13 protein-coding genes are annotated in these 14,597 nt (G+C 72.6%); 6 read left to right on the plus strand and 7 right to left on the minus strand.

The annotated features are described in order from the left end of the window. The first annotated feature begins 68 nt into the window (after positions 1-68). On the plus strand, positions 69-275 hold the full coding sequence (locus ACFWBF_RS17380; protein WP_385601944.1) for a transposase: 207 nt from the start codon (positions 69-71) through the stop codon (positions 273-275). A 441-nt stretch (positions 276-716) separates the two neighbouring features. Here the strand turns inward: ACFWBF_RS17380 and ACFWBF_RS17385 are convergent, their stop codons facing one another. From ACFWBF_RS17385 to ACFWBF_RS17395, 3 genes are all read right to left on the minus strand, one after another. Further along, positions 717-1,907 carry a GDSL-type esterase/lipase family protein gene (locus tag ACFWBF_RS17385; RefSeq protein ID WP_385601947.1) on the minus strand — a complete coding sequence of 397 codons (1,191 nt, stop codon included), beginning with the start codon at positions 1,905-1,907 and terminating at the stop codon, positions 717-719. Positions 1,908-2,232: 325 nt separating this feature from the next. Beyond that, positions 2,233-3,852, minus strand: a complete 1,620-nt coding sequence (aceB, locus tag ACFWBF_RS17390) for a malate synthase A (RefSeq protein ID WP_385601950.1) — start codon at positions 3,850-3,852, stop codon at positions 2,233-2,235. Between the two features lie 273 nt (positions 3,853-4,125). Beyond that, positions 4,126-4,770, minus strand: a complete 645-nt coding sequence (locus ACFWBF_RS17395; RefSeq protein WP_385601952.1) for an NTP transferase domain-containing protein — start codon at positions 4,768-4,770, stop codon at positions 4,126-4,128. Positions 4,771-5,007: 237 nt separating this feature from the next. Between ACFWBF_RS17395 and ACFWBF_RS17400 the strand changes: the two genes are divergently transcribed. Further along, complete coding sequence (locus tag ACFWBF_RS17400; RefSeq protein WP_385601955.1) at positions 5,008-6,492, plus strand: PLP-dependent aminotransferase family protein; 1,485 nt, start codon at positions 5,008-5,010, stop codon at positions 6,490-6,492. Between the two features lie 60 nt (positions 6,493-6,552). Here the strand turns inward: ACFWBF_RS17400 and ACFWBF_RS17405 are convergent, their stop codons facing one another. The 3 genes from ACFWBF_RS17405 to ACFWBF_RS17415 all read right to left on the minus strand — a co-directional run bounded on the left by ACFWBF_RS17405 (position 6,553) and on the right by ACFWBF_RS17415 (position 8,781). Further along, complete coding sequence (locus ACFWBF_RS17405) at positions 6,553-6,924, minus strand: peptidoglycan-binding protein (RefSeq protein ID WP_385601958.1); 372 nt, start codon at positions 6,922-6,924, stop codon at positions 6,553-6,555. An 85-nt stretch (positions 6,925-7,009) separates the two neighbouring features. After that, positions 7,010-7,639: a response regulator gene (locus tag ACFWBF_RS17410; RefSeq protein WP_385601962.1), complete on the minus strand. Its 630-nt coding sequence runs from the start codon at positions 7,637-7,639 to the stop codon at positions 7,010-7,012. Next, on the minus strand, positions 7,639-8,781 hold the full coding sequence (locus tag ACFWBF_RS17415) for a sensor histidine kinase (protein WP_385601986.1): 1,143 nt from the start codon (positions 8,779-8,781) through the stop codon (positions 7,639-7,641). Before ACFWBF_RS17415 ends, ACFWBF_RS17410 begins: the two co-directional genes overlap by 1 nt. 263 nt (positions 8,782-9,044) lie before the next feature. On the opposite strand from ACFWBF_RS17415, the gene ACFWBF_RS17420 reads away from it, so the two are divergent. Next, positions 9,045-10,130 (plus strand): ABC transporter permease, encoded by a 1,086-nt coding sequence (locus tag ACFWBF_RS17420; RefSeq protein ID WP_385601965.1) that lies wholly within the window; start codon positions 9,045-9,047, stop codon positions 10,128-10,130. Then, a complete protein-coding gene (locus ACFWBF_RS17425) occupies positions 10,127-10,810 on the plus strand; it encodes an ABC transporter ATP-binding protein (protein ID WP_385601968.1) in 684 nt (227 codons plus the stop codon). The genes ACFWBF_RS17420 and ACFWBF_RS17425 overlap by 4 nt, the downstream gene beginning before the upstream one ends. A 68-nt stretch (positions 10,811-10,878) precedes the next feature. Here the strand turns inward: ACFWBF_RS17425 and ACFWBF_RS17430 are convergent, their stop codons facing one another. Continuing rightward, entirely contained in the window at positions 10,879-11,682 is an 804-nt protein-coding gene (locus ACFWBF_RS17430; protein WP_385601972.1) for an IclR family transcriptional regulator, read from the minus strand. 335 nt (positions 11,683-12,017) lie between these two features. On the opposite strand from ACFWBF_RS17430, the gene allB reads away from it, so the two are divergent. Both allB and alc read left to right on the plus strand, forming a co-directional pair. Then, complete coding sequence (gene allB, locus ACFWBF_RS17435) at positions 12,018-13,352, plus strand: allantoinase AllB (protein WP_385601989.1); 1,335 nt, start codon at positions 12,018-12,020, stop codon at positions 13,350-13,352. Positions 13,353-13,354: 2 nt separating this feature from the next. Then, a complete protein-coding gene (alc, locus tag ACFWBF_RS17440) occupies positions 13,355-14,467 on the plus strand; it encodes an allantoicase (protein WP_385601975.1) in 1,113 nt (370 codons plus the stop codon). The last annotated feature ends 130 nt before the right edge of the window (positions 14,468-14,597 follow it).

The following is a 14,597-nucleotide window of genomic DNA, read 5'->3' on the forward strand; positions in this document are numbered from 1 at the left end:
GCTGCCCGGCGGCCGGGTCGGACCCGAAGTGGACCAAGCGGCAGCTCATCGACGGCATCCGACGGCGGGTGCGGGTCGGCGCGCCGTGGCCGGACGTGCCCGCATGCTACGGCTCTTGGCAGGCGGTCTACGCGCTGTTCCGGCGCCGGCAGCGCGACGGAGTCTGGACGTGCATCCTGGCCGCGTTGCAGGCCAGGGCCGATGCGGCGGGGCTGGTCGACCGGCAGGTGAGTGCGGCTGCCGGCGGGCGCCGGCGGGCGCCGGCTGCGTGCTGATGCGCGCCCAGCGCGAGCCGCCCGGCGGGAGCACACCGGAGCCGGGCGATCACGCGCTGGGCCGCTCCCGCGGCGGGCTGTCGACCGAGCTGCACCTGGCCTTGTCGCTGGTCCTGAGCGCCCGGTATCCGCATCGCCCGGCCGGATGGTGGCCGACCGCGGACCCGGCCGCAGCGGGTCCGCGCCGACGAGGCGTATCCCTCCCGCGCCATCCGTGACCACCTGCGGCGGCGCCAGATCGCCCGCACCATTCCCGAGCCTGCTGACCAGGCCGGTCACCGACGCAGGCGGGCAGCCGTGGCGGCCGCCCGCCCGCCTTCGACCCGATCGGCTACCGCGGCCGGCTTGCCGTGGAGTGCGGCATCAACCGCCTCAAACGCCACCGGCCACCGTCCACGTCACGGCCATCGACGAATGGCTCCACCTACTTCGAAACCCGGCCTAGGTGGCGGGGGTCAGGAACATGCCGGTCTGGTCCCCGCCCGCGGTGTTCTTGCAGCTGAAGCCGGAGCTCGCCGGCTGGGCGACGACCAGGGAGAGACAGCGCCCGACGGCCAGTTGCCCGAAGTAGTTCGGGTGCATGGACTCCTGGATCAGGCCCTGGGTCTCGCTGCTGTCGATCCAGCGCGCCCACTCGCTCGTCTTCGCCGACGCGGGCGCCGAGGTGGTCACCTGCTTGCTCGCCTTGGCGCACACCTCGCGGCCCTGGAGCATGTCCCGCAGGTCCAGGAACTGAACGCCCTTGGATGCGGCAACTCCCTTGATCCCGTTCGCGAGTTGCGGCACCAGCGAGTCCCGCGCCCAGTCGGAGTCACGGTTCCAGAAGGGGCAACCGCCGGTGTTCAGCCGGCTCCAGTCGCTCTGCGTGTAGCGGTTCTCCGCCCCGCGCGGGATCGGCGAGGGGTATGACTGCAGCACGATCCGGTACGAGGAGTCGGTGTAACCGGCCCCGCGCATCACGGCCCGTACCTCGTCCACGGACTTGCCGACCTGGCCCATCACGGCGTCGATCTTCTGGTCCACCGCCTCCTGCTGGTCGTCGTAGCAGTAGGAGTTCCAGATGATGAAGTCGTACGCGCAGTCCTTGATGATGTCCGCGAAGCCGAGGTCGTTGCCGCCGATGGACAGCGCGATGACCTTGACGTTGTTGCTCGCGGCCACGGCGGCGAGCTGATCGGCCTGCGGGGCTTCGCCCTTGTAGGCCACGCCGCCGTTGGAGGCGCGGAAGACGTTCTGCGAAGTCGCCCCGGAGCAGGCCAGGTTGACGGCGACGTCCGCGATGGCCCCGGCGCTCTTGACCTCGGCGGAGTCCGAGCGGTGGCACCCGCCGGCGGTGGCCCCGTACACCTTGCCGGGATCGTAGGTACTGCCGCTCACCCACGCCCGGTCGGTGCCGGTCCGGTTGCCGGTGTTGGTGAGGCTGTTGCCCTTCCAGCGCCCGGCCTCGCCGGAGATGTAGCTGTCTCCCATGGACACCACGGCCGTGGGCCCGGTCCCGGGACTGGCGCCGGCCGTGCCGGCACCGCCGGCCAGCAGCGCGCCGACGGCGAGCGGCAAGACCATCCCTGCCCCGGCCAGTCGTCGCACTCGACTGCGGGTCCGGGTGGTGCTGTCGTTGCGGAATCCGATCACTGCGGAACTCCTGCTGTTGGCCATGGCGAAGTCAGGAACAACTTCGCTGCATGGCTGGGGAAGTGGGGGTACCTCCGGCCGGTGGCATCCGGAAAGGTGACACGCCGCCGCTTGTTACCGCTAGGTACAGGCAAGTTACGAACAAGTAACAACCGACTGGTCGTTCGGGCCACCGCTCCGCGAGGCGAGAGTGATCTTGGTGGGCGCGGCTATGACGGGGCTGTCGCGCCGCGGAACAAAACAGCTCCGCCCCCGGGGCCCTTGGGGCCGCGGGGGCGGAGCTGGTGGGATTCGGCTGCTGTGCGATTCAGCCGAAGGCGGGGTGTCAGCCGGTGAGCTGGTCGTACGCGGGCAGGGTGAGGAAGTCCGCGTAGTCCGCGTCCAGGGAGACCTGGAGGAGGAGGTCGTGGGCCTGCTGCCACTTCCCGGCCGCGAAGGCCTCCTCGCCGATCTCCTCGCGGATGGCGGCCAGTTCCTCGGCGGCGACCGTGCGGGCCAGGTCCGCGGTGGCCGTCAGGCCGTTCTCGAAGACGACTCCGGCGTTGATCCACTGCCAGATCTGCGAGCGCGAGATCTCCGCGGTGGCCGCGTCCTCCATCAGGCCGAAGATGGCGACGGCGCCGAGGCCCCGCAGCCAGGCCTCGATGTAGCGGGTGCCGACCTGGACGGCGTTGCGCAGGCCCTCGTAGGTGGGCTTGGCGTCCAGGGAATCGATCGCGATCAGGTCGCCGGGGGCCACGGCGACGTCCTCGCGCAGGCGGTCCTTCTGGTTCGGCTTGTCGCCGAGGACCGCGTCGAAGGAGGCCATCGCGATCGGCACCAGGTCGGGGTGTGCGACCCAGGAGCCGTCGAAGCCGTCGGCCGCCTCGCGGTCCTTGTCGGCCTTGACCTTTTCGAACGCGACCTTGTTGACCTCGGCGTCCTTGCGGGACGGGATGAAGGCCGCCATGCCGCCGATGGCGTGTGCGCCGCGCTTGTGGCAGGTCTTGACCAGCAGTTCGGTGTACGCCCGCATGAAGGGGGCGGTCATCGTCACCGCGTTGCGGTCCGGCAGGACGAACTTCTCGCCGCCGTCGCGGAAGTTCTTGACGATGGAGAAGAGGTAGTCCCAGCGGCCCGCGTTCAAGCCCGCCGCGTGGTCGCGCAGCTCGTAGAGGATCTCGTCCATCTCGTAGGCGGCCGTGATCGTCTCGATCAGGACCGTCGCGCGGACGGTGCCCTGCGGGATGCCGACGTGGTCCTGGGCGAACACGAAGATCTCGTTCCACAGGCGCGCCTCGAGGTGCGACTCGGTCTTCGGCAGGTAGAAGTACGGGCCCTTGCCGAGGTCGATCAGGCGCTGGGCGTTGTGGAAGAAGTACAGGCCGAAGTCCACGAACGCGCCCGGCACGGAGCGGCCGTCGACCTGCAGGTGGCGCTCCTCGAGGTGCCAGCCGCGCGGCCGCATCACGACGGTGGCGAGCTCCCCGGCGGGCTTGAGGGCGTACGACTTGCCCGTGCGGGAGTCGGTGAAGTCGATGCGGCGCTCGTAGGCGTCGATCAGGTTGAGCTGGCCGAGGATCACGTTCTCCCAGGTGGGAGCCGAGGCGTCCTCGAAGTCGGCGAGCCAGACCTTGGCGCCCGAGTTCAGGGCGTTGATGGTCATCTTGCGGTCCGTCGGACCGGTGATCTCCACGCGGCGGTCGTTCAGCGCGGCCGGCGCCGGCGCCACCTTCCAGTCGCCCTCGCGGACCTGTGCGGTGTCCGGGAGGAAGTCGAGGTGGGAGGTGCGGGCGATCTCGGCGCGTCGCTCGGCCCGACGGGCGAGGAGCTCGTCGCGGCGGGGGGTGAACCGCCGGTGGAGCTCGGCCACGAAGGCGAGGGCCGCTTCGGTGAGGACTTCGTCCTGCCGGGGCAGGGGTTCGGCGTCGACGATGGCCAGCGGGGACGGCGCTGGTGCGGACATATCTGTCACTCCTTCAGCGGCGGTGCCTGGCGGCCGCGGGGGAATGCTCGCGCGAGACGGCACGCAGTGCCGTCGGGTGTGGAGAGTTCCGGGATACGGTCGCGGGCGCCGTCTTGGGTTCAGGGCGCTTCTGACCAGTGGATAGTAATTTCCTCATGGTGGAAGTTCAATGGTTTGTTGATGTCGAGATTCTCTGAGTCGACAGATTACGGCGGATGGTGGCCCTCAGTGCCACCTCCGTTACGCCCTGCTCAAGCCGGACCCGACGCCCGCTCAAACAAGACGTGCCAGGTCGGGCGGCGTGTCGATGTCGAAGGCCTCCGCGACGTCCCCGCACTCGACCAGCGTGAGCTCGGACGCGTGCGCGCTCAAGTGCACCCGTGCGCCCTTGTCACCCGTGGCCGTCGCCGCGATGTCCGCCCAGCGGTCCGCCCCGAACAGCACCGGATGCCCGCGCTCCCCGTCGTACGCCGCCGCCGCCAGGCTCGCCGGTGAGCGGTACGCCCCCAGGACCCGGGCCACCGCGGCCGGCCCGATGCCGGGCTGGTCCACCAGCGACACCAGGGCCGCGCGGGCGCCCGTACCGGCCAGCGAGGCGAGGCCGACCCGCAGGGAGGAGCCCATGCCCTCCGCCCAGTCCGGGTTGTCGCTCACCACGCACCCGCTCAGGTCCGCGCGCTCGCGCACCTCGGCCGCCGAGGCGCCGAGCACGACGTGCACCGGGCCGCAGCCGGCCTCCCGCAGCACCCGTACGGCGTTCTCCACCAGCGGGCGGCCGCGATACGGGAGCAGCGCCTTGGGCCGCCCGCCGAGCCGCCGGCCGCCGCCGGCCGCCAAGAGCAGACCCGCGATCACTGGGGGAGCGGTGGGAGCGGCGGGAGCGACGGAAGGGGAGGAGGCAGTGGTGTGGGCTGACATGTCACCGATTCTCGCCCCTGCCCGACGGGTCGCGGGCGCCGCCTGAGCACGTTGCGTACGGAGGCCAGCGCGGCCCCGATCCGCAGCGGCTCGCAGATCCGGTTCTCGGCGGCAGCCAGCAGGGCGCGTTCGTCACGGTCGGTCAACATCTCGGCATCTCCTTGCCAATCCGGGGCCAATGCAGCGAGTCTGGACCCGGATTGGCCTGGCAGGCAGAGCCAATCGGGGGAGGTTGGCATGGCAAACGGGCGAGTGGTCCAGACGGCGGACAGGACGATCGGCAGCCGCCAGCTCGCGGCGCTGCTCCCGGCCGAGGTGCTGGCCCGCCCCGGCTACCGCGGCCTCGCCGACGCCGTGCGGACCCTGATCCTGGACGGCCGGATCGCCCTGCACGTACGGCTCCCCGCGGAACGCGAGCTGGCGCAGGCCCTCGGAGCCAGCCGGGCCACCGTCACCGGCGCCTACGACCTGCTGCGCGAGAGCGGCTACGTCCGCAGCCGGCGCGGTTCCGGCACCTGGACGGAGCTCCCCGACGGCCACCGCCCGGTCGGAGCCCACCTCCTGGGCGCCGGCGGCTACAGCGCCGACGGCGACCCCGGCATCGACCTCGCCATTGCCGCGATGGGGGCCCCGGACGGCAGCCTCGCCGAGGCCTTCGCCTGGGCCGCGCCCCGCCTGCCCCGGCTCGCCCGGACCCCCGGCTACCACCCCTTCGGCCTGCCCGACCTGCGCGCGGCCGTCGCCGACCGGTTCACCCGGCGCGGGCTGCCCACGCGCCCCGAGCAGATACTCGTCACCGCCGGGGCCCAGCAGGCCTTCGCGCTGGTCGTCAGCCTGCTCTGCCGGGCCGGGGACCGGGTCGTCACCGAGAACCCCACGTACGCCAACGCCCTCGACGCCCTGCGCCACGCGCGGCTGCGCACCGGGTCCATCGCCGTCTCCGACGCGGGCTGGGACATGGAGATCGCCGAGTCCACGCTGCGCCAGACCGTGCCGAGGCTGGCCTACGCGATCCCCGACTTCCACAACCCGACGGGCGCGCTGATGCCGCCGGAGCAGCGGCTGAGGCTGCTCTCGGCGACCCGGGCCACCGGGACCTGGCTGGTGGTCGACGAGACCATCGCCGACATCGCGCTGGACGTCCCCGCGCCCGCGCCCCTGGCCTCGCTCGCCCCGCGCGGCGGCGCGGACCACGTGATCACCATCGGCTCGCTCAGCAAGACCCACTGGGGCGGCCTGCGGGTGGGCTGGATCCGGGCCACCGCGAAGATGATCACGGAGTTGACGGCCGTACGGGTCTCGGCCGACATGACCGGCTCGGTGCTCGACCAGCTGGTCGCACTCCCGCTCATGGACGCCATGGACCGGTCCCTGCCGGCCCGGCTCGCGCAGCTGCGGATCCAGCGCGAGGCCCTGGTGCAGTCGCTGGAACGGCACACCCCGGAGTGGTCGTGGAAGGTGCCGCCGGGCGGGCTCTCGCTCTGGGTCGACCTCGGCGAGCCGGTCAGCTCCGCCCTGTCCGAGCGCGCCGCGGCCGCCGGTGTGCACATCGGCCGCGGGGCCCGCTTCGGGGTGGATCCGGGGACCTTCGAGCACCGGCTGCGGATCCCGTTCACCCTGCCCGCCGACCGGCTGGACGAGGGCGTACGCCGCCTCGCGCGGGCATTGCACGACGGGGTACCGCTCTCCCCGGCGGTGGAACGGCCGCACTGGGTGGCCTGAGCAGTGGCTTGAGCAGCGGCCTGGGCCGAGCGGTCCGGCGGGAGCGCCGGGCTGCCCCGGTCAGCTGTGCCGCAGCTCGCCCCAGGTCGCGGCGTCCACCGCCCCGGTGAGGGGGAGCCCCCGTACCGCCTGGAAGTGCCGCGTGGCCGACGCGGCGTCGAGGCCGAAGACGCCCTCGGGCTCTTCCTCCGTCATCTGCAGCCCCGTCCAGAAGTTCAGCAGGCACTGTGCCTCCCGCACCGTCCTGCCCTTGCTGCCGGCCTGCACCGTGGGCGGCGGCGTGCGGTTGTCGAAGCCGCAGCTCAGGCCGGTGAGGTCGGGCTCGTCGGCGGTGGCTGCCGACGCCGGGACGGCCGCGAAAGCGGTCCCGCCGACGAGGAGGGAGGCGATCAGGGCGGCCTGGGCCGCAGTGCGTGTCACCAAGGAGTTCATGATCGGAACCCTAATGATCACGACGGTGAGGCAGAAGCGATATTCGGGCCATACCGGGGCGCAGGGGCCGCGCGCACGGCATCTCTCACGGCGTGCGGATCAGTCGGCGGGTGGCGGCCGCGGCCACCGCCGAGGTGCGGGAGTCGACGCCGAGCTTGGCGTAGATGTGGACCAGGTGGGACTTGACCGTGGCCTGGCTCAGGAACAGCTTCTTGGAGATCTGCTGGTTCGACAGGCCGTCCGCGACCAGCTGCAGCACCTCCAGCTCCCGCTTCGTGAGCGCCTCCGCGGGCGTCCGCATCCGGTCCATCAGGCGCAGCGCCACCGCCGGGGCCAGCGCCGACTGGCCCGCGGCCGCCGTGCGGACCGCCGCCGCCAGCTCCTCCGGCGGGGCGTCCTTGAGCAGGTAGCCCGAGGCGCCCGCCTCCACCGCGGCCAGGATGTCCGCGTCCGTGTCGTACGTGGTCAGGACCAGCACCCGGGGGGCCCGCTCCGAGGCGGTGATCAGGCGGGTGGCCGCCGAACCGTGCATCCCGGAGCCGAACTGCAGGTCCATCAGGACCACGTCCACCGGTTCGGAGGCGGCCAGTTCCACCGCCCGCTCCGCGGTGGCCGCCTCGGCGACCACCGCGAAGTCCGGTTCCGTGTCCAGTACCGCGCGCAGCCCGGCCCGCACCACCGGGTGGTCGTCGGCGAGCAGCAGCCGGATCGTCATCAGGGGGCCTCCAGGGGCAGCGGCAGGGTGACGGCCACGGCGGTGCCCTGGCCAGGGGCGGACTCGACGGTGAACAGCCCGCCCAGCGTCTGGGCCCGCGAACGCATCGCCGGCAGCCCGAAGCCGCCGCCGTCGCCGGACGGCGCCGACCCGGGGTCGAAGCCGGTCCCGTCGTCCACGATGTCCAGCGTGACCGAGGTGTCCATGAAGGTCAGGGTGATCTCGGCGCGTCCCGCCCGGGCGTGGCGCACCACATTGGCCAGCGCCGACTGCGCGATCCGCAGCAGGGCCACCTCGTACGGGGTGGGCAGCACCCGCGGCGGGCCGCTCAGGCAGAAGCGCACGCGCGGCCCGGGCGCCGCCGCGCACAGCCGCTCCAGGGCGGCGGCGAGCGACCCGTGCTCCAGATCGGGCGGGGTGAGGGCCCGTACGAAACGGCGTGCCTCGGCGAGGTTCTCCTGGGCGGCCTCCCGGGCCCGGCCGATGTGCTCCAACGCGGGAGCGCCGGGCGGCAGCGCCCGCTCGGCCGCCCGCAGTAGGAGCTGGATGGAGGACAGCCCCTGGGCCAGGGTGTCGTGGATCTCCCGGGCCAGGCGCTCGCGCTCGGCCAGGATCCCGGCGCCCCGCTCGGCCGCGGCCAGCTCGGCCCGCGTGGTGATGAGCTCCTCGATCAGCTCGCGCCGCCGCTCGCTCTCCCGGTACAGCGCCTGGTAGCCCAGTACGGTCGCCACGGCCACGGCGCCGCCGAGCAGCGGCCCGAGGAAGGCTCCGGGCGTCACGGCGCTGGTGTGGGCGAGGAAGCCGCCGATGGCCGCGCAGGCCGTCGCGGCGACGGCGGTGACCCCCCAGCGCAGCCGCAGCAGGTGCAGCTCCAGGAAGTACAGGGGGAAGGCGATCCACAGCCCGTCGGGGGAGACCACCAGCAGCGCGGCCCAGGCCGCGCCGAGTCCGGCGAGCCACACCGCCCCGGCGCGTGGCGAGCCGTGCACCACGGGGGCCAGCACCCCGGCCAGGTACACGGCGGCCAGCACCGCGCACACGGCGACCACCCACCCGTACCGGGGCGCGGCGTCGGCGACGGCCCGGCCGGCGGCCAGCGCGAGCAGCCCGAACAGCAGCGCGTGCAGGCACAGCCGCAGCATGCGCGAGACGGGCGTCAGCGTGCGGGAGGCGGCGGGGCGCGAGTCGGCGCCCGAGTCGGCGCGCGAGTCGGGCCGCGAGTCGGGGCGCGGGGCGAGGGGCGGGGCGAGGGGGGAGTCCGGAGCAACCATGGCCCGACCAGCCTAAGCGCGTCACCACGGCCCCCGGTCAACCGAAAGTTCGATGTGCGCGTGCGCCTTTCGATACCAGGATCGCTACCGTGGCGCGATGCCCCGGGCCCACGCGCAGGACCAGGGTGGGGAACATGTTCGTCGCATGGAGAGATCTACGGTTCGCCAAGGGCCGCTTCGCCCTCATGGGCTCGGTCGTACTGCTGATCACGCTGCTGGTCGGCCTGCTGTCCGGGCTCACCTCCGGCCTGGCCCGGGAGAACATCTCGGCCATCACCGGCCTGCCCGCCACCCACCTCGCCTTCGCCGCGCCCACCGGGGACCAGGAGGTGTCCTTCACCAACTCCCAGGTGTCCGAGAAGGCCTGGCGGTCCTGGCGGCAGGAGCCCGGGGTGCAGTCCGCGGAGCCGCTCGGCATCCGTACGACCAACGCCCTCGCGGGGGAGCGCGCCGCGGCCGTCTCCGTCTTCGGCGTGGACCCCGCGGGGAAGCTCGGCCCGCGGGGCACCGGCCTCGCCCGGGGCTCGGTCGTCCTCACCGAGAAGGCCGCCAAGGAGCTCGGCGGCCTCACCGCCGGCGCCAAGCTCAAGATCGGCACGCTCGAACTGACCGTGGCCGCCGTCTCCGGCACCGCCGCCTACAGCCACACCCCGGTCGTCTGGATGGACCTGGGCGACTGGCAGCACATCGGCAACCCCGGCACCTCCGTCGACACCCTCGCCACCGTCGTCGCCGTCTCCGGCAGCGGTGTGGACCTCGGCGCCGCGGACGACGCCGCGGGCACCAAGGCGCAGACGGTGGACGAGGCGCTCGGCGCCATAGGGTCCTACCAGGCGGAGAACGGCTCGCTGCAACTGATGCGGGGCTTCCTCTTCGCCATCTCCGCCCTGGTCATAGGGGCCTTCTTCACGGTGTGGACGATCCAGCGCAGCGGGGACATCGCCGTCCTGAAGGCACTCGGTGCCTCCACCGGCTACCTCCTCAAGGACGCCCTCGGACAGGCCGTGGTGATGCTGACGATCGGCACCGGCGTCGGCACCGGGCTCGCGGCCGCCGTCGGCGCCCTGATCAGCGGCGGCGACGTGCCCTTCGTCCTCGACGCCGCCACCGTGCTGGTGCCCGCCGCGATCATGATCGCGCTCGGTGCGCTGGGCGCGGCCCTGTCCATCCGGCGCATCACCGCCGTAGACCCGCTGACCGCCCTCGGGAGCGTCCGATGACCCTGCTCGTCCACGACGTCACGCTCACCTACCCGGACGGCGACGGCCGGCTGACCGCGCTCGACTCCGTGTGCCTGGAGGTGCCCGCGGGCACGCTGACGGCGGTGATCGGGCCCTCCGGGTCCGGCAAGTCCAGCCTGCTGGCGGTCGCCTCCACGCTGGTCACCCCTGAGGCCGGGCGGGTGGTCGTCGCGGGGCTGGACACCGCGAAGCTCGACGCCGCCGAGAAGTCGGCCCTGCGCCGCGAGAAGATCGGCATCGTCTTCCAGCAGCCGAACCTGCTGGCCTCCCTCACGGCCGCCGAGCAGCTCCAGGTGATGGCGCACCTCTCCGGCCGCCCCACGGGGGCCCTGCGCCGCCGGGCCCTGGAACTGCTGGACGCGGTGGGTCTGGCCGACAAGGCCGACAGGCGACCCCACCAGCTCTCCGGCGGGCAGCGCCAGCGCGTCAACATCGCCCGCGCCCTGATGAACGAGCCGGCGGTGCTGCTGGTCGACGAACCCACCAGCGCCCTCGATCACGAGCGGGGCGCGGCGGTGCTCGACCTGCTCGTCAACCTCACCCGGGGCCGCTCCACGGCCACCGTCCTGGTCACGCACGACCACGCCCACCTCGACCGCATGGACCGGACGGTGACCATGACGGACGGCCGCCTGACCGAGGCCGTCACGACGGCCTGACCTGCGCACGAAGGCCCCGGCACCCCCCTGGAGGGGCGCCGGGGCCTTCCGCGTTCCGTCGGGGGTCCCTACGCCGGGTTCTGGCTCTGCAGAGCCACCGACAGCTCGGCCGCGATGCCCTGGAGGATCGGCACGATGGATTCGGTCAGGGCCTCGGTCACCCGGCCCGCCGGGCCCGAGATGGAGATCGCGGCGGCGGTCGGCGAGTTCGGCACCGACACGGCGAGGCAGCGAACCCCTATCTCCTGCTCGTTGTCGTCGACCGCGTAGCCGGCCTTGCGGACCTGCTCCAGGGCCTCCAGGAAGCCCTCGGGCGTGGTGATGGTCTTCTCGGTCGCGGCCGGCATCCCGGTGCGCGCGAGCAGGGCCCGTACCTCGTCCGCGGGGGTGTAGGCGAGCAGGGCCTTGCCCACACCGGTGGAGTGCGGCAGCACGCGGCGGCCGACCTCGGTGAACATGCGCATGGAGTGCTTGGACGGCACTTGGGCGACGTAGACGATCTCGTCCCCGTCGAGCAGGGCCATGTTCGCCGTCTCGCCGGTCTCCTCGACCAGGCGGGCCAGGTAGGGGCGGGCCCAGGTGCCCAGCAGGCGCGCCGCGGACTCGCCGAGGCGGATCAGCCGGGGGCCGAGGGAGTAGCGTCGGTTGGGCTGCTGGCGGACGTAGCCGCATGCCACGAGGGTGCGCATGAGCCGGTGGATGGTCGGCAGCGGCAGGCCGCTGGCCGCGGAGAGCTCGCTGAGTCCGACTTCGCCCCCGGCATCGGCCATGCGTTCGAGCAGATCGAAGGCGCGCTCAAGGGACTGGACGCCACCGCTGGCGGCGGTGGGCTTATCGGAAGCGTCGGTGGTGCTGGCGCTGGACGTCGGCACGGGCGCGGTCCTTTCGGTGCTGGCAGGCAAGGAAGCAGCCTACCGGTCGGTCGGCGTCGGCCCTAGAGCCGGGGACCGCCGTCTGGGCCGGTCAGAGGCGGTTTGTCCGGCAGCGGACGGCCTCGGGAACGCGGCCGTCCGGCATCCGGTGGTGGTAGCTACATTCTGTAGAGCGAAATCTTAATTCCATCCTGTGGAAACATCCAATTGCGGGGAGGGTGCGTCAGTGGTCCGTCCGGGCACTCTTGACTGGCCCCGGATCCGGGGGAAGACTCCGTCAACAGAACGTTGAATTTCGCTCTGTGGAAGTAGATGGGGAGGTTCCGGTGTCCGACCTGGCTGTGGAACTGGTACTGCGCTCGACGCGCGTCATCACCCCCGAGGGGACGCGCGCCGCTTCGGTGGCCGTCGCCGGCGGGAAGATCGCGGCCGTGCTGCCGTACGAGGCCGAGGTGCCGGCCGGAGCCCGGCTGGAGGACCTCGGGGACGACGTGCTCCTCCCCGGCCTGGTCGACACCCACGTCCACGTGAACGACCCGGGCCGCACCGAGTGGGAAGGCTTCTGGACGGCCACCCGCGCCGCCGCGGCCGGAGGCATCACCACGATCCTCGACATGCCGCTCAACTCCCTGCCGCCGACCACCACGACCGGCAACCTGCGCGTCAAGCAGGAGGTCGCCCGCACCAAGGCGCACGTGGACATCGGCTTCTGGGGCGGCGCCCTGCCGGACAACGTCAAGGACCTGCGCCCGCTGCACGACGCCGGCGTCTTCGGCTTCAAGTGCTTCCTGTCGCCCTCGGGCGTGGAGGAGTTCCCCGAGCTCGACCAGGACCAACTGGCCGCCTCCCTCGCGGAGATCACCGGCTTCGGCGGCCTGATGATCGTGCACGCAGAGGACCCGCACCACCTGGAGTCGGCCCCGCAGAACCCGGGCCCCAAGTACGCGGACTTCCTCGCCTCCCGCCCCAAGGACGCGGAGAACACCGCGATCCAGAACCTGATCGACCAGGCCAGGCGGCTAGGCGCCCGCGTGCACGTCCTGCACCTGTCGTCCTGCGACGCGCTGCCCCTGATCGCCGCGGCCAAGGCCGAGGGCGTCCAGATCACCGTCGAGTCCTGCCCGCACTTCCTCACCCTGACCGCCGAGGAAGTCCCGGACGGCGCCACCGAGTTCAAGTGCTGCCCGCCCATCCGCGAGGCCGCCAACCAGGACCTGCTCTGGGACGCCCTCGCCGACGGCACCATCGACTGCATCGTCTCCGACCACTCGCCCTCCACCGCGGACCTGAAGACCGGCGACTTCGCCACCGCCTGGGGCGGCATCTCCTCCCTCCAGCTGGGCCTCCCGGCGATCTGGACCGAGGCGAAGAAGCGCGGACGCTCCCTCGAAGAGGTCGTCCGCTGGATGTCCGCCGCCCCGGCCGCCCTCGCCGGCCTGGCGCAGAAGGGCGCGATCGAGGCCGGCCGCGACGCCGACTTCGCCGTCCTCGCCCCCGAAGAGACCTTCACCGTGGACCCCGCGGAGCTGCACCACCGCAACCGGGTCACGGCGTACGCGGGCAAGACCCTGCACGGCGTCGTGAAGTCCACCTGGCTGCGCGGTACGCAGATCGCCGACCACGGCACCCCGACCGAGCCCACGGGCCGACTTCTCGAAAGGCAGAACTGACAGTGGCGATTGAATCCTTCACCGGCAACGCGAACCCGTACGGGGGCGGCGACCCGTACGCGGACTACCGCACCGCGGACTTCCCGTTCACCCAGTACGCGAACCTCGCCGCCCGTGAGCTGGGCGCCGGTGTCATCGCCGCCAACGACGAGTTCTTCGCCGAGCGCGAGAACCTGCTCATCGCCGAGGCCGCGCACTTCGACCCCGAGCACTTCGGCCACAAGGGCAAGGTCATGGACGGCTGGGAGACCCGCAGACGCCGCGGCATCTCCGCCACGCAGCCCTGGCCCACCCCCGAGGACCACGACTACGCCCTGATCCGGCTCGGCGCCCCCGGCGTCATCCGCGGCATCGTCGTCGACACCGCCCACTTCCGCGGCAACATGCCGCAGGCCGTATCGGTCCAGGGCGCCTCGGTCGAGGGCTCCCCGACCGCGCAGGAGCTCCTCTCCGACGACGTGAAGTGGACGACCCTCGTCGAGCGCACCCCCGTCGGCGGCCACGCGGCCAACGGCTTCGAGGTCAGCGTCGAGCAGCGCTTCACGCACCTGCGCCTGAACCAGCACCCGGACGGCGGCGTCGCCCGCCTGCGCGTCTACGGCGAGGTCCGCCCCGACCCGGAGTGGCTCGCCGCGCTCGGCACCTTCGACGTCGTCGCGCTGGAGAACGGCGGCTCGGTCGAGGACGCGTCCAACCGCTTCTACTCCCCGCCGACCAACACCATCAACCCGGGCCGCTCCCGCAAGATGGACGACGGCTGGGAGACCGCCCGCCGCCGCGACAACGGCAACGACTGGATCCGCTACCAGCTCGTCGCCGAGTCCGAGATCCGCGCCGTCGAGATCGACACCGCCTACCTCAAGGGCAACTCGGCCGGCTGGGCCTCGCTGTCCGTCAAGACGGGCGAGGAGGGCGAGTGGACGGAGCTCCTGCCGCGCACCCGCCTGCAGCCCGACACCAACCACCGCTTCGTGCTGGACGCCCCGGCGGTCGGCACGCACGTGCGGATCGACATCTTCCCGGACGGCGGCTTCTCCCGCCTGCGGCTGCACGGCTCCCTGACGGGGCAGGGCGCGGCCGCGCTGACGGCCCGCCACCAGGAGCTGGGCGGCTGACGCCACCACCCCGCCGGCGAGATCGCGCGACCGCCCGGGGGCCGACACCCCCGGGCGGCCGGGCCGGGCGTGGGTGTAGCGCGAGGGCCCCCCGGGCGCGTAACCCGCAAAACAGCCGCCCCGCCCGCCC

The sequence above is a fragment of the Streptomyces sp. NPDC060028 genome (assembly GCF_042736725.1).
GTDB lineage: Bacteria > Actinomycetota > Actinomycetes > Streptomycetales > Streptomycetaceae > Streptomyces.

Bases quoted from the DNA above. Each gene is read 5' to 3' on its own strand.
- ACFWBF_RS17415 (WP_385601986.1), bottom strand. From the start codon at position 8,781: ATGCTGCGGCTGTGCCTGCACGCGCTGCTGTTCGGGCTGCTCGCGCTG.
- ACFWBF_RS17405 (WP_385601958.1), bottom strand. From the start codon at position 6,924: ATGAACTCCTTGGTGACACGCACTGCGGCCCAGGCCGCCCTGATCGCC.
- ACFWBF_RS17420 (WP_385601965.1), top strand. From the start codon at position 9,045: ATGTTCGTCGCATGGAGAGATCTACGGTTCGCCAAGGGCCGCTTCGCC.
- ACFWBF_RS17400 (WP_385601955.1), top strand. From the start codon at position 5,008: ATGGCAAACGGGCGAGTGGTCCAGACGGCGGACAGGACGATCGGCAGC.
- ACFWBF_RS17425 (WP_385601968.1), top strand. From the start codon at position 10,127: ATGACCCTGCTCGTCCACGACGTCACGCTCACCTACCCGGACGGCGAC.
- ACFWBF_RS17410 (WP_385601962.1), bottom strand. From the start codon at position 7,639: ATGACGATCCGGCTGCTGCTCGCCGACGACCACCCGGTGGTGCGGGCC.
- aceB (WP_385601950.1), bottom strand. From the start codon at position 3,852: ATGTCCGCACCAGCGCCGTCCCCGCTGGCCATCGTCGACGCCGAACCC.
- ACFWBF_RS17395 (WP_385601952.1), bottom strand. From the start codon at position 4,770: ATGTCAGCCCACACCACTGCCTCCTCCCCTTCCGTCGCTCCCGCCGCT.